Annotated in this window: 24 protein-coding genes; 20 read left to right on the top strand and 4 right to left on the bottom strand. The window is 68.8% G+C overall.

What is annotated here, in order from left to right; translation table 11 throughout:
• Positions 1 to 2 precede the first annotated feature (2 nt).
• The gene (locus KF745_07560; protein MBX3358269.1) at positions 3 to 1,289 is read right to left on the bottom strand and encodes a hypothetical protein; all 1,287 of its coding nucleotides are present in this window, start codon (positions 1,287 to 1,289) and stop codon (positions 3 to 5) included.
• Between the two features lie 98 nt (positions 1,290 to 1,387).
• Between KF745_07560 and KF745_07555 the strand changes: the two genes are divergently transcribed.
• Positions 1,388 to 1,807: a hypothetical protein gene (locus KF745_07555; GenBank protein MBX3358268.1), complete on the top strand. Its 420-nt coding sequence runs from the start codon at positions 1,388 to 1,390 to the stop codon at positions 1,805 to 1,807.
• The gene (locus KF745_07550; GenBank protein MBX3358267.1) at positions 1,807 to 2,223 is read left to right on the top strand and encodes a hypothetical protein; all 417 of its coding nucleotides are present in this window, start codon (positions 1,807 to 1,809) and stop codon (positions 2,221 to 2,223) included. The genes KF745_07555 and KF745_07550 overlap by 1 nt, the downstream gene beginning before the upstream one ends.
• 12 nt (positions 2,224 to 2,235) lie before the next feature.
• On the opposite strand, the gene KF745_07545 is transcribed toward KF745_07550, so the two are convergent.
• Together KF745_07545 and asnS are read right to left on the bottom strand one after the other, a co-directional pair.
• A complete protein-coding gene (locus KF745_07545) occupies positions 2,236 to 2,700 on the bottom strand; it encodes a DMT family transporter (protein ID MBX3358266.1) in 465 nt (154 codons plus the stop codon).
• A gap of 31 nt (positions 2,701 to 2,731) precedes the next feature.
• The gene (gene asnS, locus KF745_07540) at positions 2,732 to 4,174 is read right to left on the bottom strand and encodes an asparagine--tRNA ligase (GenBank protein MBX3358265.1); all 1,443 of its coding nucleotides are present in this window, start codon (positions 4,172 to 4,174) and stop codon (positions 2,732 to 2,734) included.
• 139 nt (positions 4,175 to 4,313) lie between these two features.
• On the opposite strand from asnS, the gene lysA reads away from it, so the two are divergent.
• The 16 genes from lysA to KF745_07460 all read left to right on the top strand — a co-directional run bounded on the left by lysA (position 4,314) and on the right by KF745_07460 (position 21,124).
• On the top strand, positions 4,314 to 5,669 hold the full coding sequence (gene lysA / locus KF745_07535; protein ID MBX3358264.1) for a diaminopimelate decarboxylase: 1,356 nt from the start codon (positions 4,314 to 4,316) through the stop codon (positions 5,667 to 5,669).
• An 18-nt stretch (positions 5,670 to 5,687) separates the two neighbouring features.
• Positions 5,688 to 7,532 carry a family 20 glycosylhydrolase gene (locus KF745_07530; protein MBX3358263.1) on the top strand — a complete coding sequence of 615 codons (1,845 nt, stop codon included), beginning with the start codon at positions 5,688 to 5,690 and terminating at the stop codon, positions 7,530 to 7,532.
• On the top strand, positions 7,529 to 8,608 hold the full coding sequence (locus KF745_07525) for an anhydro-N-acetylmuramic acid kinase (GenBank protein ID MBX3358262.1): 1,080 nt from the start codon (positions 7,529 to 7,531) through the stop codon (positions 8,606 to 8,608). The genes KF745_07530 and KF745_07525 overlap by 4 nt, the downstream gene beginning before the upstream one ends.
• A 28-nt stretch (positions 8,609 to 8,636) precedes the next feature.
• Positions 8,637 to 9,557: an N-acetylmuramic acid 6-phosphate etherase gene (murQ, locus tag KF745_07520; protein ID MBX3358261.1), complete on the top strand. Its 921-nt coding sequence runs from the start codon at positions 8,637 to 8,639 to the stop codon at positions 9,555 to 9,557.
• Between the two features lie 42 nt (positions 9,558 to 9,599).
• Positions 9,600 to 10,802, top strand: coding sequence for a 23S rRNA (adenine(2503)-C(2))-methyltransferase RlmN (locus tag KF745_07515; protein ID MBX3358260.1), 1,203 nt, complete (start codon positions 9,600 to 9,602; stop codon positions 10,800 to 10,802).
• Between the two features lie 110 nt (positions 10,803 to 10,912).
• Positions 10,913 to 11,092, top strand: coding sequence for a hypothetical protein (locus tag KF745_07510; protein MBX3358259.1), 180 nt, complete (start codon positions 10,913 to 10,915; stop codon positions 11,090 to 11,092).
• 40 nt (positions 11,093 to 11,132) lie between these two features.
• A complete protein-coding gene (locus tag KF745_07505; protein MBX3358258.1) occupies positions 11,133 to 11,801 on the top strand; it encodes an O-methyltransferase in 669 nt (222 codons plus the stop codon).
• A gap of 63 nt (positions 11,802 to 11,864) precedes the next feature.
• Complete coding sequence (locus KF745_07500; protein MBX3358257.1) at positions 11,865 to 12,524, top strand: helix-turn-helix transcriptional regulator; 660 nt, start codon at positions 11,865 to 11,867, stop codon at positions 12,522 to 12,524.
• Complete coding sequence (locus tag KF745_07495; protein ID MBX3358256.1) at positions 12,521 to 13,363, top strand: SRPBCC domain-containing protein; 843 nt, start codon at positions 12,521 to 12,523, stop codon at positions 13,361 to 13,363. Before KF745_07500 ends, KF745_07495 begins: the two co-directional genes overlap by 4 nt.
• Before the next feature lie 169 nt (positions 13,364 to 13,532).
• The gene (locus tag KF745_07490) at positions 13,533 to 14,054 is read left to right on the top strand and encodes an SRPBCC family protein (protein MBX3358255.1); all 522 of its coding nucleotides are present in this window, start codon (positions 13,533 to 13,535) and stop codon (positions 14,052 to 14,054) included.
• Positions 14,055 to 14,087: 33 nt separating this feature from the next.
• The gene (locus KF745_07485) at positions 14,088 to 14,465 is read left to right on the top strand and encodes a carboxymuconolactone decarboxylase family protein (protein MBX3358254.1); all 378 of its coding nucleotides are present in this window, start codon (positions 14,088 to 14,090) and stop codon (positions 14,463 to 14,465) included.
• Between the two features lie 33 nt (positions 14,466 to 14,498).
• Positions 14,499 to 15,800 carry a CCA tRNA nucleotidyltransferase gene (locus KF745_07480; GenBank protein MBX3358253.1) on the top strand — a complete coding sequence of 434 codons (1,302 nt, stop codon included), beginning with the start codon at positions 14,499 to 14,501 and terminating at the stop codon, positions 15,798 to 15,800.
• Between the two features lie 215 nt (positions 15,801 to 16,015).
• The gene (locus tag KF745_07475; GenBank protein MBX3358252.1) at positions 16,016 to 17,488 is read left to right on the top strand and encodes a hypothetical protein; all 1,473 of its coding nucleotides are present in this window, start codon (positions 16,016 to 16,018) and stop codon (positions 17,486 to 17,488) included.
• Between the two features lie 69 nt (positions 17,489 to 17,557).
• A complete protein-coding gene (locus KF745_07470) occupies positions 17,558 to 18,820 on the top strand; it encodes a hypothetical protein (protein ID MBX3358251.1) in 1,263 nt (420 codons plus the stop codon).
• A gap of 115 nt (positions 18,821 to 18,935) precedes the next feature.
• Positions 18,936 to 20,399, top strand: coding sequence for a DegT/DnrJ/EryC1/StrS family aminotransferase (locus tag KF745_07465; GenBank protein MBX3358250.1), 1,464 nt, complete (start codon positions 18,936 to 18,938; stop codon positions 20,397 to 20,399).
• A 50-nt stretch (positions 20,400 to 20,449) separates the two neighbouring features.
• On the top strand, positions 20,450 to 21,124 hold the full coding sequence (locus tag KF745_07460) for a hypothetical protein (GenBank protein MBX3358249.1): 675 nt from the start codon (positions 20,450 to 20,452) through the stop codon (positions 21,122 to 21,124).
• Between the two features lie 28 nt (positions 21,125 to 21,152).
• On the opposite strand, the gene KF745_07455 is transcribed toward KF745_07460, so the two are convergent.
• Positions 21,153 to 22,085 carry a response regulator transcription factor gene (locus KF745_07455; protein ID MBX3358248.1) on the bottom strand — a complete coding sequence of 311 codons (933 nt, stop codon included), beginning with the start codon at positions 22,083 to 22,085 and terminating at the stop codon, positions 21,153 to 21,155.
• Between the two features lie 256 nt (positions 22,086 to 22,341).
• Between KF745_07455 and KF745_07450 the strand changes: the two genes are divergently transcribed.
• Positions 22,342 to 23,922 (top strand): FAD-dependent oxidoreductase, encoded by a 1,581-nt coding sequence (locus tag KF745_07450; GenBank protein ID MBX3358247.1) that lies wholly within the window; start codon positions 22,342 to 22,344, stop codon positions 23,920 to 23,922.
• Between the two features lie 191 nt (positions 23,923 to 24,113).
• On the top strand, positions 24,114 to 25,103 hold the full coding sequence (locus KF745_07445) for a hypothetical protein (protein MBX3358246.1): 990 nt from the start codon (positions 24,114 to 24,116) through the stop codon (positions 25,101 to 25,103).
• The last annotated feature ends 65 nt before the right edge of the window (positions 25,104 to 25,168 follow it).

Below are 25,168 nucleotides of genomic sequence, written 5' to 3'. Positions count from 1 at the left end.
GGTCAGGGGGAGGAGGGGCCGAGTTCATCGGGGGCGGGCGGTGGTGAAGGGGCGGCCGGCTCATCGGTGAGCGATTCCCGCCACGCCTTGTCGAGGTCGGCAAAGGACATGCCCAGGGTCTGCCGGGTCGCGTCGTCCAGCGATGATCCGCCGGCCATGGCGCGGAGCCATGCGTTGCGCATCGTGCGGCCGAACCGCGTGGTGATGTAGCCGATCATCTGCTGGCCCTGGCGGTAGACGTGGCCCTGCCAGGTCGGGGCGGTGGAGCGGAAGTCGGTGATGGCCTCCCAGGGTGCAAGGCCGGGGCCCTCGCCCCTGGCCCACCGGCGGGCCATGCTCGTGGAGAGTTTCTCGGTGCCCGGCGCGTACGGCTGCGCGGCGAACTCGGCGACGCCTTCGAGGATCCACCACGGCATGTCGGTGGCGCGAGGGCCATACTCGAACGTGGCGACGTGTCCGAATTCGTGCGCGAGCAGGGGGCGGAGGTCCCGCTTGCTTGAGCGGCCGGAGCGGGATCCGAGCAGCTTGATCGACTCCCCCGGCTCGTTCCAGCCCGAGAGCGGGTCCACATAGGAGAGGTAGATCGAGGCCTGCAGGTGGGCCATCGACGGGTAGATCTTGATCTCCTGGCGATGTGGGATGGGCTGTTCGAACTCGTCCTCGACGTGACGCCGCACATCCGGGAAGACGTCCACCGCGTCGCGGGCCATCTTCTCGAATCCGTCGTAGCAGCGGGCGACGACGCCCGCTTCGGGAGGGCCCTCGACCGTGACCCAGCGCTCGCCGGCATACTTCCACGTGGCCGGACCATCGGCCGCGGGCACGCGGAGGAAGAGGGCGGGGAAGCGGACGGTCCGCTGGCGCTGGCGTCCCGGGCGGTTCGCATCCTCGCCGGGCCGCCAGGTCATGACGAGTTCGACCTCGGCGCGGTCGTCGGTGAAGGTCGGCTCGTGCTCCGGCGACTCCGAGATGGCCAGTTCGAACGAGGCGGGGGCGTGGTCGGCGAGGTCCTTCGCCCAGTTCACCTGTTCCATACGGAAGACCGGGTTGGCCGCGGGCCCCTCGCCGGGGATGACCAGCGCGAGGTACGCCGCGGTGTCGGCGGCAAGGACGGCGGCCTTCATCGATGAGAGGACTGCTTCGATCTCGGCGCGGCGGGGCGAAGCGGCGTGGGAGGATTCGGGGTCATGGGTCGCCGCGGGCAGAGTGGGGGGCAGCGCCAGGAGCGCGGCCGCAACGATTGGGATCGGTGTGAGGTGGCGGAGGGCCCAGCGGGTATGCGGTGTCATGTGGCGAGATTCCTGCCGAGCCGAATGTCGGATGGGTGAGGGTACACTTGCTAATAAGAGCGGACTGTTCGGGGCGCCCGGTGCGGGGCTGATCGGCGATGCGAACGACCCGGCTCATCCTCGGTGTGATCGCGTTCGTCGCGGTGGTCTTCGCGGCGGAGTACCCGCTGCGATGGGCGTACCTGTATGGAGTTCGAACATGCTGCATCGCGGCTGAGGCTGTGGGGATCATGGATCGCGCCGGCCCGCTCGGCGGGCAGGTCATGGGCTTCAACTTCCAGCGGGAGCCCGCGTGGGTGCACGGCGCGGCAGCGGTGGTGTCGGCGGCCGTGGTCTTCGCGCCTGCGGTGCTGCTCGGGGTGGTGGTCATGCGGCGCGTTGGCGGTGGGTGGCGTGCAACGCGGTGCGGCGCGTGCAACCGGGTGTTGCGCGGACTGAGTACGCCGGCGTGCCCGTGGTGCGGGGCATCGTTCGGGGGTGATCGCGCGGCCGCAAGCGGGGCTGGGGGTGGGCGGTGATGCGCACGGCGATTGCCGCGAGAGTCATCGTGGCGTCGCTGTGCTTCGGCGCGGCGCACGCTCTGGTGTGGCGGACCGCGACGTGGACGATCCAGTCGTGGGTTGTGGATCTTGGGGACGCCGCGGGGTGCGGTGTGTATCGGATCAGCGGGCAACTGATGCTGACGGAGGGCGGGCCGTTCCACGGTGATGGCGGGGGGGCGGCGGCGTGGAACGTGCTGTACCGGAATGCGCCGTGGTGGGCGGCGGCCGCTGCGGGGTGTGCGGGAGCGCTGGTGGGGTATTGGGTGTGCGCGCTCCCGCTGGGGCGGACGCGGCTGTTCGGCACGGGCGGGGTGACGCGCTGCGGCGGGTGCGGGTACGAGTTGAGCGGGCTGCGGGAGCCGCGGTGTCCGGAGTGTGGGGCGCGGGTTTGAGTCAGGTACCGGCTAGAAGGCCCTGATCGCCGCCATTCCGCCAAGGACCAGCAGGACGCCCACGATCCGCCCGGGCGTGAGGTCCCGCGGGGTCAGGCCCATGTGGCCGAAATGATCGATGACGACGGAGGCGATGAGCTGTCCAGCGATCATGGCGGAGAGGTACGCCGCGGCGCCGATGCGGGGGACGAGGATGACGGCGAGCGTCACGAAGAACGCGCCGCAGAGGCCGCCGAGCCACATCCACCACGGGCCCTCGGCGAGGCGGTCGGACGCCGGGAGTCTGGGTCGCATGATCGCGACCACGACGACCATCGCGCCCAGGCCGACGACGAAGTTGGCTACGCCCCCCCAGACGCTGGCGCCGGCGCTCGCGGCGAACCGAGCGTTGAGGCCGGGCTGGTAGGCCGTGGCAACGCCTGCGATCATGGCGAGGACGAGGGGGAGCAGGAGAGACGCAAGGGATGGGGATGGCATGGGGGGAGGGTACCCCCCGCCGATGCGCCGCTCAGAACTCCGCCTGCTTTGGCGCCCGCGGGAAGGGGATCACATCGCGAATGTTCTGCATGCCCGTGATGAACAGGATCAGCCGCTCAAACCCCAGGCCGAACCCGGCGTGCGGGACCGTGCCGTAGCGGCGCAGGTCGCGGTACCACCAGTACTCCTTGGCGAGGAGTTTCATCTCCTCGATCCGCCGATCGAGGTAGTCCAGCCGTTCCTCGCGCTGGCTGCCGCCGATGATCTCGCCGATCCCGGGGACCAGCACGTCCATCGCCGCGACGGTGTCGCCGGGCGCCCCGTCGGTGCCCGGGTCGTTCAGGCGCATGTAGAACGCCTTGATCTGCTTGGGGTAGTTCATCAGGATGACCGGCTGCTTGAAGTGCTCCTCGGTGAGGAATCGCTCGTGCTCGCTCTGCAGGTCCGAGCCCCACTTGACGGGGAACTCGAACTTCTTGCCGTCCGCGATCGCCTTGGTCAGGATCGCGATCGCCTCGGTGTACGGCAGGCGTCGGAAGGGCGTCTCCTGCACGTGCTTCAGCCGCGCGAGCAGGCCCTTCTCGATCCGCTCATCGAAGAACTTCATGTCGTCGGCTCGCTGGGTCAGCGCGGCGTTGATGAGGTACTTGATGAACTCCTCGGCCAGGTCCGCGTCCTCCTTCAGCGACGCGAAGGCGATCTCGGGCTCGATCATCCAGAACTCGGCCAGGTGCCGGCTGGTGTTGCTGTTCTCGGCGCGGAACGTCGGCCCGAAGGTGTACACCCGCGAGAGGGCGGAGCAGTAGGTCTCGACGTTGAGCTGCCCCGAGACGGTGAGGTGGCTCTCCTTCCCGAAGAAGTCCTGCGAGAAGTCGATCGGCGATGCGGGCGAGGCGGCGCCCCCGGCCGCCATGCGCGGCGGGCTCGCCAGGTCCAGCGTGCTGACGCGGAACATCTGCCCGGCCCCCTCGCAGTCGCTCCCGGTGATGATCGGCGTGTGCACCCAGTAGAAGCCCCGCTCGTGGAAGAACTGGTGCACCGCCATCGCGAGGCAGTGCCGCACCCGCGCCACCGCCCCGAACGTGTTGGTCCTGACCCGCAGGTGCGCCACCTCGCGCAGGTACTCGAACGAGTGCGGCTTGGGCTGGATGGGGTACTGGTCCGGGTCGTCCACCAGCCCGATGATGCGGACCGCCGTCGCCTGGATCTCGTTGCCCCCCTTCGGGGTCTTCACGATGGTGCCGTCGCACTCGACGGCGCAGTGGGTCGTGAGCTTGGCGACCTGGGAGGCGTAGTTCGGCAACCCGCCCTCGCCCCCCTTGGCGACGACCTGGATCGCATCGAAGCACGTTCCGTCGTGGATATTGAGGAATGAGAGGCCGCCCTCGGCCTTGGAATCGCGCCGGGTGCGCAGCCACCCCTTGACCGTCACCGTCTCTCCAACCGGCGCCTTGAGCGCCTCGACAACTTTCATCCAGCCCATGGCACTCTCCGGTCCACCCTCCCCGCCTGCACACGCCGCGGCGCTGGCGGTGCGGATGGTACGCGGACGCGCCGAGCACCGGCTCTGGGGGGCGACGTTTGACCCCAGGCGCCTCCTACGCTGCCGATCCATGGACCACTTTCACTACCGAGACGGACGCCTGGCCTGCGAGGACATCGACCTGGGCACGCTCGCCGCGACGACGGGCACGCCGACGTACGTCTACTCCAGCGCGACACTGTCGCTGCACTACCGCCGGCTCGCCGAGGCGTTCGCGGCGCTGCGGCCGATGATCTGCTTCTCCGTCAAGTCGTGCCCCAATCTCGCGGTGCTCGGGCTGCTGGGCGAACTGGGCGCGGGGATGGATGTGGTCTCGGGGGGCGAGCTGCGGCGGGCGAGGATGGCCGGCGTGCCGCCGGAACGGATCGTGTACGCGGGGGTCGGCAAGACCGACGCCGAGATCCGCGAGGCGCTGGGCGGAACCGGCTCGCTGAACGCCCACCCGCACGAGCGGCGGTCGATCGGAGTGTTCAACATCGAGTCCGAGCCCGAGTTCCAGACCATCGCGGCGATCAGCAAGTCGATGGGGCTCAGCGGCGGCTCGGCGCCCGTCGCCGCGCTGCGGGTGAATCCGGATGTCGATCCCAAGACGCACGCCTACACCACGACGGGGAAGAAGGAGACGAAGTTCGGCGTGGACCTGGAGCGGGCCCGCGCGTTCTTCCGCCGCTTCGGGCGGGACCAGCACCTGCGGCTCACCGGGCTGCACGTCCACATCGGCTCGCCGGTGATGGAGGTCCAGCCGTTCGTCGAGGCGCTGAGCAAGGTGCTCGGCTTGATCGACGAACTCGCGGGCGAGGGGTACACCGTCGATACGCTCGACCTGGGCGGCGGCTTCGGCGCGGACTACACCACCGGCGCCTCGCCCGCCGCGGCGGACTACGCGGGTGCGATCGTGCCGCTGCTGCGGGACCGGGTGGAGCAGGGCCTGCGGATCATCATGGAGCCGGGCCGGACGATCGCGGCGAACGCCGGTGTGCTGCTGACGCGGGTGCTGTATGTCAAGGAGTCCGGCGCGAAGAAGTTCATCGTCTGCGATGCGGGCATGAACACGCTGATGCGGCCCGCCCTGTACGGGTCGTTCCACTTCATCTGGCCCGCGGATGTAGCGCCCCAGCACGTTCCGGAATCCCGCGCGGCGGACCCGGGGCTGCCCGGCCTCGAATCGGCCGACGTGGTCGGTCCGCTGTGCGAGACCGGGGACTTCCTGGCTAAGGACCGCCCGCTTCCCCCGGTCGCCCGCGGCGACCTGCTCGCGGTCTTTTCCGCGGGGGCATACGGGATGTCGATGGCCTCCCGCTACAACTCCCATCCGCTGCCCGCCGAGGTGCTCGTGGACGGGGCGCACGCGAGGCTGGTCCGGCGTCGCGAGACGTACGACGACCTGCTGGCGCACGAGGTGGATGCCGAGAGCGTCGGGCTGTAACCCGCTACATTCAGCGACATGGACGAGGCCGGACTGATCCTGGTTCCCTCTCCCCGCGAGGTTCGTCGCGGCGAAGGGACGTGGAGCCCGCCGGTGGGCCTTGCTGATGCGGTTCGGCGGGCGTGCCTCGGACCGATCGCGGCAGACGGGTCGCTCGCGACCCCGAACCCGCATATCGGCATCAGCATCGATCCCGGCGCGGCGGGCGGAAGACCGGGGGGATTTCGCCTTGTCATCGGCCCGGGCTCGGGGTCGGTCTCCGTCGCGGCCCCGGATTCCGCGGGAGTGCGGCACGCCCTGGTTGTCCTGTCGCAGGTGCTGTGCCGATTCCCCGCGCGCGTGCCCGCAGTGGTGATCGTTGATTGGCCGGCATTCGCCACGCGAGGCGTGATGCTCGATGTATCGCGCAACAAGATCCCGACGCTGCCATCCCTGAAAGAGACGGTCGACGCCCTCGCGATGCTGCGGTTCAACCACCTCCAGTTGTACACCGAGCACACCTTCGCCTACGCCGGGCACGACGAGGCCTGGGCCGGGTGCGACCCGATCACCCCGGCCGAGGCCCGCGAGCTGGATGCCTATTGCCGGGACCGCGGCATCGATCTCGCGCCGAACCAGAACTGTTTCGGGCACCTCTCCTCGTGGCTGCGATTGCCGGCGTACGCCCACCTCGCCGAGACGCACGGCGCCTGGAAGTTCCTGGAGTGGGATCGCCACGGTCCGTTCTCGCTCTGCCCCGTCGATCCCGCCAGCGAGGCGTTCGTCGGCGACCTGCTGAACCAGCTTGTCCCCTGCTTTCAATCAGGGCTCGTGAACATCGGGTGCGACGAGACGTTCGATGTCGGGTTCGGACGATCAGCCGCCGAGGTCAGCGCCCGGGGCCGGCCGGCCGTGTACTTCGAGTTCGTCGGCAAGGTCGCCGCGATCGTCCGGTCGCTGGGTCGTCGGCCGATGCTCTGGGCGGACATCGCGCTGGAGCATCCCGAGTCGCTGGGGATATTCCCGCCCGGTGCGATCGGGCTGGCGTGGGGCTACGAGCCCGATGCGCCCTTCGCGACGTGGTGCGAACGACTGAGGGAGCGAGGCATCGAGGCGTGGGTGTGCCCCGGCACCAGTTCCTGGCGATCGATCACCGGCCGCACGACTGAGCGAAACGCCAACCTCGCCGCCGCGGCGCTGCAGGGGCTGGCGGGCGGAGCGACGGGCTACCTTGTCACCGACTGGGGCGATATCGGGCATCATCAGCAGTGGCCGATCGCGCTGGCGGGCATCGCCCGCGCCGCGCAAGCCGCGTGGAACCCCGACGCTCTGGCGGCATTCGATGCGAGGGCGGTGTCGCTGCACGTCTTCGGCGATCGGGCGTGGGAGTCGGGGCAATCATCGATCGGGCCGTGGCTGGATGAACTGGGGGATGTGGACCTTCCGCTCCGGCGGGCTCAATCGCTGCGGAACGCCTCCGCGATGTTCTGCGACCTGATCCGCGCCAGCGGAGTCAGGGCCATTGACGCGACGGCGGACCGGTGGCGGGAGGTCGGCGATCGGATCGAGGCGCTGGCTGCTCGTCGCCCACGCGCGGAGGACGTCGGCCGGCGAGTCGCGGACGAACTCGGCCACACCCTCGAGGTCGCCCGCCTTGCGGTACGACACGCGGTTGCGGTCCGTGCCCCCGGCGGACCGATCGCGGCCGACGCCGCGGAGATCGCTTCGGAGGTGCACCGGCTCCTTCGCGAGCACCGCCGACTCTGGCTGGGGCGAAACCGAGAGGGGGAGCTCGCGGCGTCCTGTGCGCACTACGAGCGGGTCATCGCCCGGCTCGCGGCGGCGGGCGATTCGGCGAGAGTGACCCCCGGGGGCCGCGCATGACCACGCGACGCATCGTCGGGTGCATGACCGGCACGAGCCTCGACGGGCTCGATGCGGCGCTCGTCGAGGTCGACGGCTCCGGGCTGGGGATGACCGCGCGTGTCCTCCGCGCCCATTCCGTGTCCCTCGACCCGATCGGCTCCGATCTGCGGGCCCTCGCATCACAGGCGCCGATGACGGCCGGCGTGATCGCCGCGTTGTCGCGGAACCTCGCCCTCCGGCATGCGGAGGCGGTGCGAGATCTGCTCGCCGGCGAGTCGGCGGACCTGATCTGCGTTCACGGCCAGACCGTGTTTCATTCCCCGCCGGTCTCGTGGCAGGTCTTCAATGGTCCGGTTCTGGCTCACGAGGCTCGCACGCCGGTGGTGTACGACCTGCGCGCCGCCGACCTCGCGGCGGGTGGACAGGGGGCGCCGATCACCCCCATCGCAGATTGGATCCTGCTCCGCGATCGCTGCGCCTCGCCCGCGATCGTCAACCTGGGCGGTTTCGCGAACTTCTCCGCTTGGTCGGGCAAGGCCGAGGATGGCCCGGCGCAGGTCCGGGCCGGTGACGTCTGCGCCTGTAATCAGGTGCTCGATTCCCTCGCTCGCGCCAGACTCGGCTGCGAGTTCGATGCCGGGGGGGAGGCCGCGATGAGCGGCCGCGCCGACCCTGCAGCGCAACGGAAACTCGCGGACCTTCTTTCCCTCCAGTCCGCGGCCGGCCGCTCGCTGGGCACCGGCGATGAGGCGATCCTCTGGGGCGACCGGCACGCCGGCCTCGCCGGACCCGACCTGCTCCGCACCGCGTGCGAAGCCATCGGGTCGACCATTGCCACGCAGGTGGCGGGGTATGACCAGGTGGTTCTCGCCGGCGGCGGGGTCCGCAACGTCGCCCTGGTCGGCGCGATCCGCGCGGCGTGCTCCTCGCCCGTCGTCGAGTCCGACCACTTCGGTATTGCCGCTTCGTACCGCGAGGCGATCTGCTTCGCGGTGCTCGGCGCGCTGTGCCAGGACCGGGTTCCGATCACCCTCCCGGGTGTGACGGGCGTGCCGGACCCGGCGCCGATCTCCGGCGTCTGGGTGGTACCCTGAGCGGTCGACCTCTCCCCGGGCCCTGCACATGGCCACCCCCACACCACATCCCCCCGACCGTTCGCACGTGCTCACCGAGCAGCACAACCCGCGCTCCGCGGCCCTCCATCGGCTCTCGACGAGGGACGTCGTCCGCCTGATCAACGCCGAGGACCGTTCCGTTCCCGATGCGGTCGCCGCGGCGGGGGATGCGATCGCCGCGTTCATCGAGGATGTGATCCCGCGGTTCTCCCGCGGCGGCCGGCTCGTCTACTTCGGAGCCGGGACCTCCGGCCGCCTGGGCGTGCTCGATGCCTCGGAGTGCCCGCCGACGTTCCAGACGCCGCCCGAGCGCGTCATCGGCCTGATCGCGGGTGGTGATGGCTCGCTGCGCAAGTCCTCTGAGGGCCGCGAGGACGAGCCGCACGGGATCTCGTCCGAGTTCGAATCGCTCCGGCTTGGCGCCGATGACGCGGTCCTTGGAATCGCCGCCGGTGGAACAACGCCGTACGTGCTCGGCGGCCTGCACCTGGCCGCGAGCATGCCGTCGCGGCCGCTCACGGGTCTGCTGGTCTGCTCGCCGATGGAGCGGCCGCTGCACGTGGACCACCTGATCGTCGTCGCCACAGGCGCCGAGGTGCTCACGGGTTCGACGCGGATGAAGGCCGGCACCGCCACGAAACTCGTGCTCAACACGATTTCAACTACGCTGATGGTGCGCACCGGGCGTGTCTACCGCAACCTGATGGTCGACCTGCGGGCGACGAACCACAAACTCCGGGATCGCGCGGCGAGGATCATCTCGTCGCTCACGGGCCTTGGCCGCGACGACTCGTTCGCGCTGCTGGACCGGGCGGGCGGGTGCGTGAAGCCGGCCATTGTCATGCACCGGCTCGGGCTCACCCGCGACCAGTCCGAGGCGGTCCTCGATCGTCACGGTGGGCGTCTCGACCTCGCGATCGGGGACTGAACCGCCTTGGCGTCAATCGCGGGGTTCCTAGGATCCCGTGCCGTGTCGCACCCCTCGCCCCACCCCGTGCCAGATCTGGAGTTCGCCCTCCTGGGGCTGACCGCGGATCAGTACGCCGACCGATGCGAGGCCCAGCAGGCCCGCGGCGGACGGGTCGGGGCCTACGAGCGGTACACCACCCTGATGCGCGACGGCATCACGTCGCACCCGCTCGCCTCGGCGACACCGCCCGAGGTGGTACGCTCGTCGACTTCTCAGTGCGGCGAGGGCGTCACGATCAAGTTCACGCAGCGGGTCGCCGGCGCCGCGGGCACGCCGCCCCCCGGGCTGGGCGTGTTCCCCGCCCGTGCATCGACGCTCGAGACCGAGTCGGTCCTGATCCCGATGGTTGGCCGGAAGGGCAACCTGACCTACACGCTGTGCGTCTCATCGCAGGTCGGCTGCGCGATGGGGTGCACGTTCTGCCAGACGGCGCAGATGGGCCTCGTCCGCTCGCTCACGCCCGCCGAGATCGTCGCGCAGTGGTTCGCGGCGACGCACCACTTCAAGACCGATGTCCGCAACATGGTCTTCATGGGCATGGGCGAGCCCCTGGACAACTACGAGAACGTGCTGCACGCCATCCGAGTCCTCACCGACCACCGCGGACCCGCCGTGCCGATGAACAAGATCTCGGTCTCCAGTGTCGGCCGGATCGACGGCATCCGGCGATTGGCCGAGCAGATCCGCGAGCCCGGCTGGCACCGCCTGAACCTCGCGATCTCGCTCAACGCCCCGACCGACGAGATCCGCTCGCGGATCATGCCGATCAACCGGGCGATGCCCCTGGCCGACCTCCGGGCGGCGCTGCTGCACTGGCCGATCTACGGCGGCTTCAAGTTCTGCTTCGAGTACGTGCTCATCCCCGGCGTCAACGACCGCCCGGAGCATGCCCGGATGCTCGCCGCTTTCGTGCAGGGCGAGGCATACAACGGGCCCGACACCGACCCGGTGGGCGGCATGCCCATCCCACGCTATCCCGGGGCCGAACTGGCGGGGATGGTGAACGTGATCCCCTACAACCCGCGCGAGAACTCCCCCTGGCCCGCTCCGAAGGAGACGGACGTCGACGAGTTCATCGGCTGGCTGCTGGAGCAGCGGCTGTACGCCAAGCGCCGGCGGACCAAGGGTCGGGACACGATGGCCGCGTGCGGGCAGTTGGGCAACCTGGACTACCGCCGCCGACGGGCCGGCGCCACGGTCTGACGCTCCCTGATCGATCGCAGCCGCCGCTGCCGACGCCTGTACACGTGTCGAGTCCCGGCATCACCGGGGCATCCGCGGTACCGTGGTGCACCAGATCTCCAGGAGGGCCCGTGGGACCCATCGACTACCTCATCCTGCTCCTCATTGTGGTGACGGCCTTCGAGGCCGGCCGTGAACTGCGCCGCAAGCAGTGGCTCGCCGCGGCGATCTCCATCGCGTTCTTCGTCCTGCTCTGCTGGGTCGGCAAGGGGATCTTCATCTTCCTGTGGCGGAAGGTCACCGGGCCCTGATCGCGGATCGCCGATTGCGGCGGCTGGGTACGCTGGCGTCATGGACATGACGCCGAATCGTTGGGCCGCCACAAGCAGTTACCTCCGCGAAGTCTTCGGGGCTCAGGATGAACAACTGGCGACGCTGATGCCCCGGGCCGTCGCGGCGGGCCTCCCGGATATCGCGGTCTCGGCCGACGTCGGGCGCCTGCTCATGATCCTGACCTCGCTCGCCGGAGCCAAGACGGTCATCGAGGTCGGTACGCTCGCGGGGTACTCCGGCATCTGGCTCGCCCGCGGCATGCAGCCCGGGGGGCGGCTGATCACCATCGAGTCCGAGCCCCGGCACGCCGACTTCGCCCGGTGCGAGTTCGCTAGAGCCTCGCTGCCGGTGACCGTCGACATCCGGGTCGGCACCGGCCTCGACGTCCTCCCCAGCCTGGCTCGCGAACTGGGGCCGGGCGGTGCGGATGTCGTGTTCCTGGACGCGTTGAAGCGGGAGTACGCGGTCTACTTCGAACGCGCCAGGCCGATGATCCGGCCCGGCGGTCTGCTCATCGCCGACAACGCCCTGGGCTCGGGGAACTGGTGGATCGATGAGCGTCCCGGGACGAACGAAGAGCGGGATGGGGCTGACCGCCTCAACCGGGCCGTCGCGGCCGATCCCGATTTTGAGGGGGTTGCGGTTCCGATTCGTGAGGGAGTCCTGGTCGCAAGGCGAATCCGATAGGTAATTTTGTCTAGAATACAAACGTGGTCTTGACAGTATATATTGTCGGAGTACGCTGACTCTATGTCAGCACTGCCGACCATGGAGGTTCTTCGGGCCCAGGACCGTGCCGCGGCGGTACTGGACTCCACCCGCCAGCGGCTCCTCAGCGAGTTGGCGACTCCCGACTCCGCCAGCGGACTCGCCCGCCGGCTCGGGCTTCCCCGCCAGCGGCTGAACTACCACCTGCGCGAGCTCGAGAAGGCCGGGCTCGTCAAGCAGGTCGATGAGCGTCGAAAGGGCAACTGCGTTGAACGGATCGTGCAGGCGACCGCCGCGTCGTACCTCATCAGCCCGGAGGTCATCGGGCCGCTCGGGACTGACCCGAGCCGTCTGACCGACCGGTTCTCGTCGGCGTATCTCGTCGCTGTCGCGGCCAAGACCATCACGGACGTTGCGGAACTCCGGGCCCGTTCAGAGCGGGCCGGCAAGGGGCTCGCCACGCTCACGATCCAGATCGGCGTGCGGTTCGCCAATGCCGAGGACCGCAACGCGTTCGCCGAGGACCTTGCGAACGAGGTGGCGAGACTCGCCGCGGAGTACCACGACGAGTCGGCGCCGCAGGGCCGGCTGTACAACTTTGTCGTAGGGGGGTACCCGGCGATCACCCGCGTGGAACCGGCCGCTGCGGAGCCGGAGCCATCGACAATGGGAAGAACGCCAGATGAGGAGAACCAGGCATGAATGCTGTACCGGCCGCCGGGACGAGGACGATCGAGCGCACACTGGAGATCCAAGCGCAGCCGGAGGCGGTCTGGGCGGCGCTGACCGACGCCGCCGAACTCACCCGCTGGTTCGGTCTCTCAGCGAACGTGAAGCCGGGAACCGGCGGCACGATCCGGGTCGCCTGGGGCGAGGGGGGCGGGTTCGATTCGCGGATCGAGGCGTGGGACCCGCCGCGGTTCCTGCGCACGTCAGAGTGGACCAGCTCCCCCGGTGCGGAACCGAAGCTGATCTGCACGGACTGGCACATCGAAGCCAAATCCGGCGGTACCACCGTGCTTCGGATGGTGCAGTCCGGTTTCGGGCGCGGGACCGGATGGGACGACACGTACGACTCCTACAGCGGCGGCTGGACGTTCGAGCTTCGCTCGATGCGGCACTACCTTGAGCATCACCTTGGCGCGTCGCGCCAGGTGGCGTTCGTCTCCGCGGCGCTCCCTACCGGGGTTTCGCCCGCGGATGCCGTGACGCGGGCGCTGGGTACCGAGTGGCTCGGCGCCCGGGGTACGACCGACGGGCTCAGCGAGGGGGAGTCGTACCGGCTGCAGGCCGCCGATGGGACGCCACTCACCGGGAAGGTGCTGGTGCCCCGCTCGCCGAAGTGCTTTGCCGGGACGCTGGACGGGGTTGGGAACGGCCTGTGGCGTATCGAGACCGAGTGCGGCTCGGGCTACAACCGCATCTGGATCTGGTTCGCCGCGTGGGGTGATGGGAACGCCCCCGTAATCAGGACCTGGCAGCGGGCGGTGGAGGCGGCGGTCGATCGCTTCGGCTGGGACCGAACGCCGCGAAGGGCGTGAGCCGTGGGGGGCCGGCCAGGCCGTACAGGTCCACCTTGGCCCCGGAATACATGACCGTGACTATGGAGTATTCAAAGCGGCAAGAACCGATCTAAGGGGACGGGCGCGGGGGTTCGTTGCGTTCAGCCTGGGACCGCGCCGCCGGGGGTGACCGCTTCGGAGACTTCCCATGACTTGGGCCCTGATCGTCGTGAATGTGGTGGCTGTTCTGGTTCTCCTGGTGCTCGCGATGTGGGCGATCGGGCGGCGGCTGCCGACCGATCACACCACCGTGGCGACCCTCCGGCTCAACCAGAAGCCCCAGGATGTCTGGGACGTCCTTAGCAACACGGAGGCGCTGCCCACCTGGAGCGGCATCAACAAAGTTGAACGGCTCCCGGACCAGAACGGGAAGGAACGGTGGCGCCAGTGGATGGGCCGCAACTCGTTCGTGCTCGAGACCACCCGGAACGAGCCGCCTCGGTTGCTCGAGACGACCATCGCCGACGATGCCAAGTTCTTCAGCGGTTCGTGGGAGTTCCTGATCGAGCCGGCGGGTGATGGGTGCACGGTGCGACTTACGGAGCACGGGCGAATCGCGCAGGCAATCCCGCGGTTCATGATGAAGTACATTGTGGACCCCGGGATGTACCTCAAACGCCACCTGCGGGCCCTGGCGGCGAAGTTCGGGGAAGAGCCTCGTCTGAGTTGACGGCCCCGGAGCGGCGTCGCGTACGCTCCTGGCATGGGACGCTACGAGCAGTTTCAAGAGTTCCGCGCGCGACTGAACCAGCGGATCCTGGCCGAGCCCGAGCAGGGCGGCGGTACGCTGGTCACCAAGCGGTTCTTCTCCCTCGACGATCAGGCCTACCGGGACGGGGCCCTGCCCAGAAAGACCAAGGAACTGCTGGGCCTGGTCGCCTCGATGGTGCTGCGGTGCGACGACTGCGTCTCGTACCACATCGACCAGTGCATCCGGGTTGGGTGCTCGGACGAGGAGATGTGGGAGTCGTTCGATGTGGCGCTGATCGTCGGCGGCTCGATTGTGATTCCCCACCTGCGCCGGGCCGTCGAGTTTCTCGCCGAGGCCCGCGCCGCGATCGACGCGACCGGCTCTGCGTGACGCCCGCCGATCCTTCGGTGGTAGACTCAGCGCATGGCGAGGGCGTCTGACCCGGTGAAGGCCCGGCGGATCGCGGCGGGCGTCGTCCGGCGCTTGCGCGATGCGGGCTTTGTTGCGTACTTCGCCGGCGGGTGCGTGCGGGATGAACTGCTGGGCCTGCAGCCGACGGACTACGACGTCGCCACCGATGCCGCCCCCGGGCGCGTCCGAGAGCTGTTCCCTCGCACCGCCGAGGTCGGGGCCGCATTCGGCGTGATCCTGGTGCATGACGACGGGGTGTCGGTCGAGGTCGCGACGTTCCGGTCGGACGGGCCGTACTCCGATGCCCGTCGTCCGGATGTCGTCCACTTCAGCGACCCCAGGAGCGATGCGCTCCGGCGCGACTTCACGATCAACGCCCTGTTTCTCGACCCCCTTGCCGAGCCAGAAGCACGCTCTGACGTTGCGGGTGAGGTAGGGGGGCACGTAGTTGACTTCGTCGGCGGCCTCGCCGATCTCAAGGCCCGCGTCATCCGCGCGGTCGGCGACCCGGACAAGCGGCTCGCCGAGGATCACCTGCGGGCCCTGCGCGCGGTTCGGTTCACCGCTCGCCTGGGGTTCTCCCTCGACGCACGGACCGCGGACGCCGTCCGGCGGCACGCGGCCGAGTTGCGAGGGGTCAGCCGCGAGCGGATTGGGGATGAACTGCGCCGCATGATGGCCCACCCGTCACGGGGCGCCGCCGTGGAGTTGCTTCAGCGCCTTGGACTCGATGCGCCGGTCCTCGAGTCCGAATCAATGCAGACTCCCGTTTCGACCCTCGATCTGCTCGGCGGCGTCGGGGAGGGGAGGGAGGAGGGCTCCCCCACGCCCCCCCTGGGAGCCTGTCTCGCAGCGTGGGCGATCGATCGACACGGCTTCGCCTTGGCGGGGCGGCAGATCGCCTCGGCATGGCGGCGCGCGCTGAACCTCAGCAATGACGAGACTGACCAGTTATCGGACATTCTCGGGGTTGCCACGGACCTTGTCCGTGGAGCCCCGGGCTGGCTCGACCGTTCCACGCCGGCCCAGAAGCGGTCCGCATCCCGGGCCGCGTTCGAGCATGCCAGATCGCTCGTAGCCGCGGCCGACCCCGACTACGCGAACAGAATCAGGATTCGAGTCGAGGAACTGGCCCGGGAGCCGGGTGGGCTTGCCCCGCCGCCGTGGGTCACCGGGGACGATCTGGTTGCCATGGGTCAGCGGCCAGGCCCGCGATTCAAGGCGATCCTCGACGCGGTCTACGACGCCCAGTTGGAGCGGAGCATCGTCGACAAGGCGGGGGCCTTGGAACTGGCACGACAGCTGGGCGTCTAAACAGGGTCCAGGCGCCCGCAGTCGCGGGTGTGTGAGCGTTCGCTTTCCGGCTGCGCATTCTGTTTGGGCCGGACGAGCCCCGGCGTGGTTGGCCGCGTAGGTATAGTTTGTGGGGCCGGGGTTCGGCAGGCCGGGGCGGAGCGGGTTGAGAAGTGTCGTGTGCGGCCGTCGCGGGCAAGCGCGTGCGGGGCCGCGTCAAAGCGGAGCGATTACGAATGAATACGAGCCAGTTCTTCAAGACGATTGCGACCGCCGGTGTGCTCGGCGCGGCGGCCTCGCTGTGGCCGGTGCCGGTGGCGGTGGCCGAGCCGCCCGCGGCCAACAAGGCCGCGGATGAGAAGGCCAAGGACGACGGCTCGCTGGACCGGCTGATCTTCAAGTCGGGCCGGACCGCCGAGGGGAAGATCCTCGAAGAGAAGAATGGCGAGGTCAAGATCCGCGTCGTCGGGCCCGGCGGCCTCACCGTCGAGACGACCTACAACCGCTCCGAGATCCTCCTGATCGAGAAGGGCGTGGTGAAGGTCGACGCCCCCGCCGACGCCAAGACCGACGCGCCCGCGGTAACGGGCAAGCCGGTGAGCGAGGGCAAGCCCGGCGCGGCGAAGGTCTACCTCATCGAGCTCAAGGGCGAGTTCGGGCGTGACGTCTCCGCCACCCCGCTGCGGCAGGTGATGTACGACGCCCGCAAGTACCAGCCCGATGTCCTGCTCGTCAAGATGGACACGGATTTCCGGCTCCACGGCGAGGAGGTCGAGGACTTCACCGAGGGTGGCGCCGAGGGCGCGTTCGACCAGCAGCTCGAGACCGCCCGCCAGTTGCAGACCATTTTTACCGACGAGGTGCGGGACGACCCGGAATGGAAGACCAAGCCGCGACTGGTGTGCTGGGTGCACAAGGCGCTCGGCGGCGCGGCGTTCCTGCCGTTTGTCTTCCCCGAGATCTACTTCGCGCCTGATGCACACCACGGCGGCATCGGCTCGCTCGACCACCTGTTCGACGGCGTCGGCGACGAGGTCGTCCGGCAGAAGCAGCGGTCGCTGCGGCTCGGGCGCGCCGAGGGCCTGGCCAACAAGGGCGGGTACAACCCGATCATCCTGCGGGCGATGGCCATGTCGGAGGTTGTTCTCTCCGTGAAGTTCGAGGGCGGCAAGCCGGTGTTCATCGAGGCGATGCCCGAGGGCCCGGACGAGGAACTGCTCACCGACGACGGCAGCGAGGCCGAGGGCCGGCGGGACACGATCCAGGACGTCGCCCGGCTCAAGGGCAACGACAACCTCAACCTCACGGCGGACCTGGCGTACAAGCTTCAGGTCTCCAAGGGCACCGTGGACACGATGGACGCCCTGGCGTTCAAGCTCGGCATCGGACGGAACTACGAGGTGATCGACGGCCGCTCGGAGAGCATCATCACCGATTGGGGACGATCGGTCAGCGAGGCAGAGCGGACGTTCCTCCGGAAGTACCGCGATCAGCAGGAGTTGCAGGTCCAGGCGCCCGGCGGCTACGACCAGCGGACCCAGTACCGCGGCACGCGCATCCGGCTGCTCAAGGAGTGCCGCAGCATCATCGAGCGGTACCAGGAGGCTCTGAACCCGCGCCGCCTGCGAGGGGCGCCGGAGCAGATCATCCGTGTCATCAACCTCACGATCAACCAGCTGGAGGCCGCGCAGCGGTCCGACCGCCGATAGTGCGGCGCCGCCGCGGCCCCGATGTACCAGAAGATGTGCCAGCCCAGTCCGAAGCGGAGAACACAGTCGATGAAACGCCTCACCGGTACCCTCAAGTCGTTCCTGTTGGCGATCGCGATGCTCGCGGTGCTGGCGGTCTCGCCGCGGGATGCGATGGCCGACAAACTGCATCTTAAGGATGGGCGGGTCCTCGATGGCCGGGTTGTCCGCGAGATCGACGGCCACGTCTACTTCATGGTGGTCGTCGGCAAGATCGAGCACGAAGAGTTTTTCACCAAGAGCCAGGTCGACCGCATCGAGCGTGACGCCCCGGTCGCGTCCGACGCCAAGACGACAGATACCGCCGAGAAGCCCCGCAAGGGGAACGAGGCCGGGGCCGCCGGGAAGGCGACCAAGGTCGCGGTGCTCAACTTCGGCCCGCCCAACTCATGGCAGGGCAAGGTCGACGACACCGTCGGCATCGAGATCACCGTCAAGGCGTGGAAGGACGCGGTCCCGCTCCTGGAGAAGGACGGGGTGTCGGTCGTGGTCGTCCGCGTGAACTCGGGCGGCGGGCTGGGCCTGGAGGTCGGCAAGTTCAACGACCTGTTCCAGGACGTCTACAAGAAGAAGTTCCGCACGGTGGCGTGGATCGAGTCCGCCATCTCCGCCGCGGCGATGAGCCCGTACGTGCTGGAGGAGATGTACTTCCTCCCCGAGGGCAACCTCGGCGCGTGCACCGGCTGGTTCGGGCAGCTCACGGCGGTGAAGGACCTGCCGCTGGAGCAGATGCTCTACCAGATGGAAAAGGCGTCGCGGAACGCGGGGCGGAACCCGGGGATCATGCGGTCGATGCAGATCACCGATGCCCCGCTGTCGTACAGCATCGACAAGGAGACGGGCGAGGTGAAGTGGTTCCAGGACACCTCCGGCGACCACGTTCTCAACGACGGCAAGCACATCCTCACGCTCAATGCGGTCGATGCGGTCAACTGCAAGTTCGCCCGCGGCGTCGCGGCCACGCTCCCCGAGCTGATGACGGAGATGGGCATCTCGGAGTGGGAGCTCACCGGCAAGGCGGCGAGCGACCTGATCGACGAATCGCTCCGCAAGTGCGATGAGACGAACAAGAAGATGCAGGAGATGCTGATCAAGTATCGCTTGGCCGTGGAGCAGGCGGCGCAGCAGCAGGACCGCCAGCGCCGTGGCGCCGAGGTGAGCCGCGCCCGCGCGCACCTCAACGAGATCCGCCAGGCGATCAAGGTCAACCCGAACTTTGAGCTCCTCCAGAACCTGACCAAGGAGTGGTTCGAGGAGCAGGAAGAGCTGCTCAAGCGGCTGATGCGGCCGTAGACAATCGCAGTCGTGCACGCCCCAAAGCCCCGGATCGCCCGGGGCTTTTTTCTGCGCCTGTCGGTGAGCCCCGCGCAACAAGGTCGATCCGGGACGGATCCCTACGCTTGCGCCCATGAGCAGCCCCGGATTCCACATGACCCCGGATGAGTTCCGCAGCGCCGGTCACGCGATGATCGACTTCATCGCGTCGTACTGGGAGGGCCTCTCCGACAGGCCGGTTCTGGCGCAGGTCGCGCCCGGCGACGTGCTGGCAAAACTGCCCGAGGGCCCGCCGGACTCGCCCGAGGCGTGGGGACGGATCGTGGCCGACGTCGACCCGGTCGTCATGCCGGGAATCACCCACTGGCAGTCGCCGAGTTTCTTCGCGTTCTTCCCGGCCAACGCCTCGCCGCCGGCCGTGCTGGGCGAACTGCTCTCGGCCGGCTTGGGCGTGAACGGGATGCTCTGGGCCACCAGCCCCGCGGCGACCGAGCTCGAAATCCGCATGCTCGACTGGGTCGCGCAGATGCTCGACCTGCCGCCCGCGTTCCACCACTCCCGCAGCGGCGGGGCTGGCGGCGGCGTGATCCAGGGCACCGCCAGCGAGGGGACGCTGGTGTCGATGCTCGCCGCGAGGCGGCGTGCGATGAACTCGGGATCGGTCGGTGGTCCGCTTGTCGCGTACACGTCGACCCAGGCGCACTCGTCGATTGTCAAGGCGGCGATGATCGCCGGGCTGGCCGGCCACCCCGACGACCGCCGGCAGGTCCGGCTGATCGAGGTCGATCGGGCGTTCGCCATGGATCCCCGGCGGCTCGAAGCGGCCATCGAGACCGATCGGGCTGCGGGAGCCACGCCGTTCTACGTGTGCGCCACGGTGGGGACGACGTCGTCAACCGCCATCGACAGCGTCGAGGCGATCGGCGCACTCTCCCGGCGTCACGGCCTGTGGCTCCACGTGGATGCCGCACACTCCGGCGCCGCCTGCATCTGCCCCGAGTTCCGCTGGATGCTCGCCGGAATCGACGCGGCGGACTCGCTCTGCTTCAACCCGCACAAGTGGATGCTCACCAACTTCGATTGCGACCTGCTCTGGACCAGCGACCGCGCCAGCCTCACCGCGGCCCTCAGCATCACCCCCGAGTACCTGAGGAACAAGGCGACCGAGTCCGGAGCGAGCGCCGCGATTGATTTCCGCGACTGGCAGGTGCCGCTCGGCCGCCGATTCCGCGCCCTGAAGCTCTGGTTCGTCATCCGCTCCTACGGGGTCGAGGGGCTGCGGGCGTTCATCCGCGAGCACGTCCGCCTCGCCGCGGAGTTCGAGCGGTGGGTGCGGGCCGATGAGCGGTTCGAGGTGGCCGCGCCGCGGACCATCAACCTCGTGTGTTTCCGTCTCAAGGGCGAGGGGGAGCAGGCCGATGCCCGGAACCGCGCGCTGCTCGAGGCCGTCAACTCGACGGGCCGGGCCTACCTCACGCACACGGTGCTGCCCGGCGTCGGGTACGTGCTGCGGATGTGCATCGGCGGCGTGCAGACCCGGGAGGCGCACGTCCGTGCGGCGTGGGACCTGCTCGGCGAGGTGGCGAAGAGGGTCTAGGTCGTGTGGGCGCGGGCCGGGTGCGCCTGTTTCGGCTAACCTACCGCCACATGCTGTACCGGGCGGTGGCCATCATCCTCGCGGCGATCCTGCTGGGCGCCTGCACACCCACGGCGAAGACCGCCGACCTGGACCTCGCGCCGGGGCAGTACGACACAGCGTTCGTCTCGACCCGGCGTGTGCTCCGCGATACCCAGTTCGACGTGGACCGTGTCGATGCCCGTGCGGGCGTGATCACTACCGCGCCCAAGCCCACCGCAGGGCTCGCGACGCCATGGGACGAGGAGCAGCAGACCTTCGACGCCGAGGTGGACGACCTGCTCAACCGGCACCGGCGCATCGTCCGGGTGACCTTCGAGCCGGCTCCTGGGGCGGCCCCGACCGATGCCGACCCCGTTGATCGCGACATCCAGGACCTTGCCCGCACCGGCCCGACGGTGATGCGCATCCGCGTGGTGCTGCTCCGGGTTGAGCGTCCCGGCTGGCGGCCCGATCTCAACGGCGCCAAGCTGAACGTGCGCAGCGTCGACCCGGACCTGGCCCGGCGCGGGCTCCTGCCGTCGTACACGGTTCCGATCGGCGAAGACCGCGACCTGGCCAAGCGGTTGGCGTACCTGATCAACGAGGACATGAAGAAGCCCGGCACAGACCAGTCCGAGCCGCTCCCGGAGCCGGAGCCAGAGCGAGCGTTGTCAGGGGAACCGACCGACCAGCCGCCCGCGTGACCGGAGGCGTGCTGGAGAGCCGCGTGCTCTACCGGCCGTTGGTCTGCATCGAGTTCTCGGCGTGGGCCTTCTTGCCGTTCCCGTTGCCATTTCCGTTCATGTCATCGGGTCCGATGTGACCCAAGGCCCGGGCGACCAGGGCCCCGCGAGTCGCCGCGTGGAGCTTGCGGTGCAGGCTCTTGACGTGGTCGTGAACGGTGTGCGGGCTGCGCTCGAGCTCCTCGGCGATCTGCCGGACGGACTTGCCGTGAAGGAGCCGTTCGAGCACGACCTCTTCGCGGGTCGTGAGGTGCTGCTCGGTCAGCGAGCCGGAAGGGTCGAACGCCATCTCGGCGCGGCGGGCCAGCGAGGGGAGAACCCCATCGATCACGATCGCCGCCTCGTGGGCGGCGGTGTGCGTGGACTGGGCGGCGAGCGCCATCTCGACCATCGCCACGCGGCGGTGGGCGGGCGAACCGAGGCGGACCGCTCCGAGGACCAGGTCGACCGCGCCGATGCCCGCGGCCCCGCTCCAGCGGGTGGTCAGCATGACGCTCGCGGGCGAACCTTCCGGGGCCAGCCGGCTGGCCATGGCGGAGTGGCTCGGGCCGTCGAGGAGCGAGAGCGGCGACCAGCCGAGCGAGGGCATGGTGTACGCGGTCGTGCGGAGTGCGACGAGCCCTGGGAGGGTGGAGTCCATCGCGACCGGCCCGCTGCTGCTCTGCAGGCGACCGACGTTCGTGGCGACCTCAGCGATGAGCGAACCGGCCACGCCGACGGATTCGATCCGAGCCAGCGAGCCGTCCTCGTTCAGGCGCCCGAGCATCAGGAGAACGACCGAGGCCCGGTCGGCCGACAGCAGCACCCGGGCGGCGCGGTCGGACCAATCCTGCGTCGGCACCGCGGGCAGGCCCGCGATCGCCTCGGCGGCCCTGACACCGGCACGCACACAACGAGGAGTTGCGCTATCTTGCTGGACCATTTCAGTCTCCTGCACTCTTCCCGCCTTCCCGATCGATCGAGCCCACGCCTGCCCCCGATACCCGGTCACGCAATCCCGCGGACTTTGGCTCCGCGGTATCTTTCGGACTCTGCACGGCCTTTCCTTCAACATCGAGCCCCGATCTGAGGGGGGGTGGCCGGTCCGGCCCGGTGCCAACGGGTATCCTTCCCCCCAGCCCGGAGAGCCCGCTCGGGAGAGAATGGCCGAACCCGACGGCGCCCAACGCGGAGAAACGATGCCCGATTCACGTGAACTGCCCGTCGCGGCGCACGCCCCGGAGCCCCAGAAGCGGATCGTCGTCATCGGGGCCGGCCCGACCGGCCTTGGCGCGGGGTACCGGCTCAAGGAGCTCGGGCACTCCAACTTCGCCATCTACGACGCCAACCCGTACATCGGCGGGCTCGCCCACTCCTTCGTAGACGACGCCGGTTTTACGTGGGACATCGGCGGGCACGTGATGTTCAGCCACTACTCCTACTACGACCGCGTCTTCGATCACCTGATGGGTGACGACTACACGCTCAACAACCGGGAGAGCTGGGTCCGGATGATGGACACGTGGGTGCCGTACCCGTTCCAGAACAACGTGCGTTACCTCCCCAAGCAGGCCACCTATGAGTGCCTCGCGGGGCTGGTCAAGGCCCAGGCGGGCCGGGCTGGCGTGAAGTCCCCGGCCGACGCGGCCAACTTCGGCGAGTTCATCGACGCCGTCTTCGGCGAGGGGATCGCCAAGTACTTCATGCGGCCGTACAACTTCAAGGTCTGGGCCCACGAGCCCGAGATGATGAACAAGCAGTGGATTGGTGAGCGGGTAGCGGTGATCGATACCGATCGAGCGATCCGCAATGTTGTTCTCGGCCAGGACGACTTTGGCTGGGGGCCCAACAACCGCTTCAAGTTCCCGCTCCGAGGCGGGACCGGCGAGTTCTACCGCCGGTTCGGCCCGATCCTCGACGGCCATGTCGAGCTCGGCAAGCGGGTCGTCTCGATAGATGTTGACCGGCGGATCGTCCGGTTTGCAGATGGCTCGACGGACACCTACGACCACCTCATCTCGGCCATGCCCCTGGACCTGCTCTGCCGCGACGTGCTGCAGGGCTCGGTGCCGGACGAGATCCGTGCCGCGGCCTCACGGCTCCGCCATTCGGGGGGCTACATGGTCGGGATCGGCATCAAGCGCCCCTGCCCGAGCACGAAGTCGTGGATGTACTTCCCCGAGGACAACTGCCCCTTCTACCGCGTCACCTACCTGAGCAACTACTCGCCGCACATGACGCCCGACAACGCGACCCACTACTCGCTGCTGTGCGAGACTTCCTACAGCGAATACAAGCCGGTGAATCCGGACACCATTGTCGACGAAACGATCGAGGGCCTCATCAACGCCGGGCTGCTCACCCGGGAGGAGACCGCCGACATCGTCTCCCGCTGGTGCTACCACGCGAAGTACTCCTACCCCACCCCGAGCGTGGACCGCGACGAGATCCTCTCCCGGGTCATTCCCTGGCTGGAGTCGAACTCGATCTACTCGCGGGGTCGCTTCGGCATGTGGAAGTACGAGGTCTCGAATACCGACCACACCCTGATGCAGGGGGTTGAGGTCGTCAACAGGCTGATCAATGGCGAGAAGGAGACCACCATCGGGATGGTCTACGGCATCACGAAGGATGGGCGCGGAGCCGCCGTGCACGAACGATCGGCCCAGGCTGGATCTGGCGAGAAGCGCCGGACCGCGACGCCCGGAGCGCCCGCGGGCGATGTCGACGAAGCCGATATCTCGGAAGAGGAACTGGGAGTGACCCAGTCCCGATCGTGACTGGGGCGGCGTGACATGAGATCGAATCTCGGTGTCCGGCTTATCGACCCCTGCCTGACGGCCGACGAATTGGGACGCACGCGCCGTTGCGCCCGTGGCCAGATTGCCCACCGAAACAGGGGATTTTGGCCTGGTTGAGGCATCCCTCGGACGAGGACCGTTCGTAACGACTTGTGCACGGAGGCTCGACGATGATCCGCACGCTCCGGTTTCTTGCTCCGTCGCTCGTTGCCTTGGCCGCACTGGCAGGGTGCCAGGGAAATGCGTCGAAACCCGCTTCATCCGGCAGCGCTGCGATCTCTGATCGGCCCACCGTTGATGTGACCGCCGCGGACCTTTTCTCGTGGGGACCCGATGGCGGGGCGACCCAGCAACTTGAGTTCTACGACGAAATGGAGCGGCGCCCCATCACCAGCCAGGACGATGCCATCCACGCCGTGCTGCTGATGGACAACGGCGTCAGCGCGTCGACGTACCCGAATCGACTGACCGTCGCCAAGGCCCGTGGCCTGCTCGATGCCTCCTACGACCGGCCGCCACAGGAGGCGGTGACGGTTGGCGAGGTGTCGGTCATGGTGGCCCGATCGCTCCGCCTGAAATCCGCGGACTCACCGGCGGCGGCGGTCGCGGAGCTGAAGCAGGCTGGGGTAATCCCGGAGACGGCCTCCATGTACCACGGCCTGACCGGGGCTCAGCTTCTTGCCCTCCTCGGCGCCGTCCAGGATGAGTATGGCGACCGTCTCGCCCACCCCGCCGGTCAGCCGGGGCCAACGGTCGCCTCCACCGCGCGTGCTCCCGCCGCGGCCGAACGGGAGCAGTTCGACGATTTCATCAGTACGCCCGCGGCTACCCAGCCCGCCCCGACTGCCGCGACCGTGGCTGCCGCGGCTCCCGCTCCCTCCCGTTCGGCCCCGATCGTGATCGATTCCAGGGCTCCGCGGGCGATGACCGAGCCGCTTCCCATCCTCCCGTCCGAGAGCAGGCCGGGGAAGTCGACCGCTGCGGCGGTTTCGCCGGTCGTCGCGGCAGTGTCCGTACCACAGCCCCATCCTCAGCCAGCCGCCCCGGCGGCAACGGCTGTTCGCGTTGGAACCCCCCAGGTGGGGGAGTGGATGGGCGGGAAGCCGCTGAAGCGCAGGGCGGTCGCCGCTGACGCGAAGGCTACGGATTCCCCGAAGTAGTCGCCGTTCGGTGCTGTCGTGGCCTCGGATCTCGTGCGAAGATGGGGGATACCCAAGCAGGTGAT

Source organism: Phycisphaeraceae bacterium (assembly GCA_019636655.1).
Taxonomy (GTDB): Bacteria; Planctomycetota; Phycisphaerae; order Phycisphaerales; family UBA1924; genus JAHBXB01.
The sequence above is the reverse complement of the archived record's forward strand: the minus strand, read 5'-3'. Positions and strand labels throughout refer to the sequence as shown.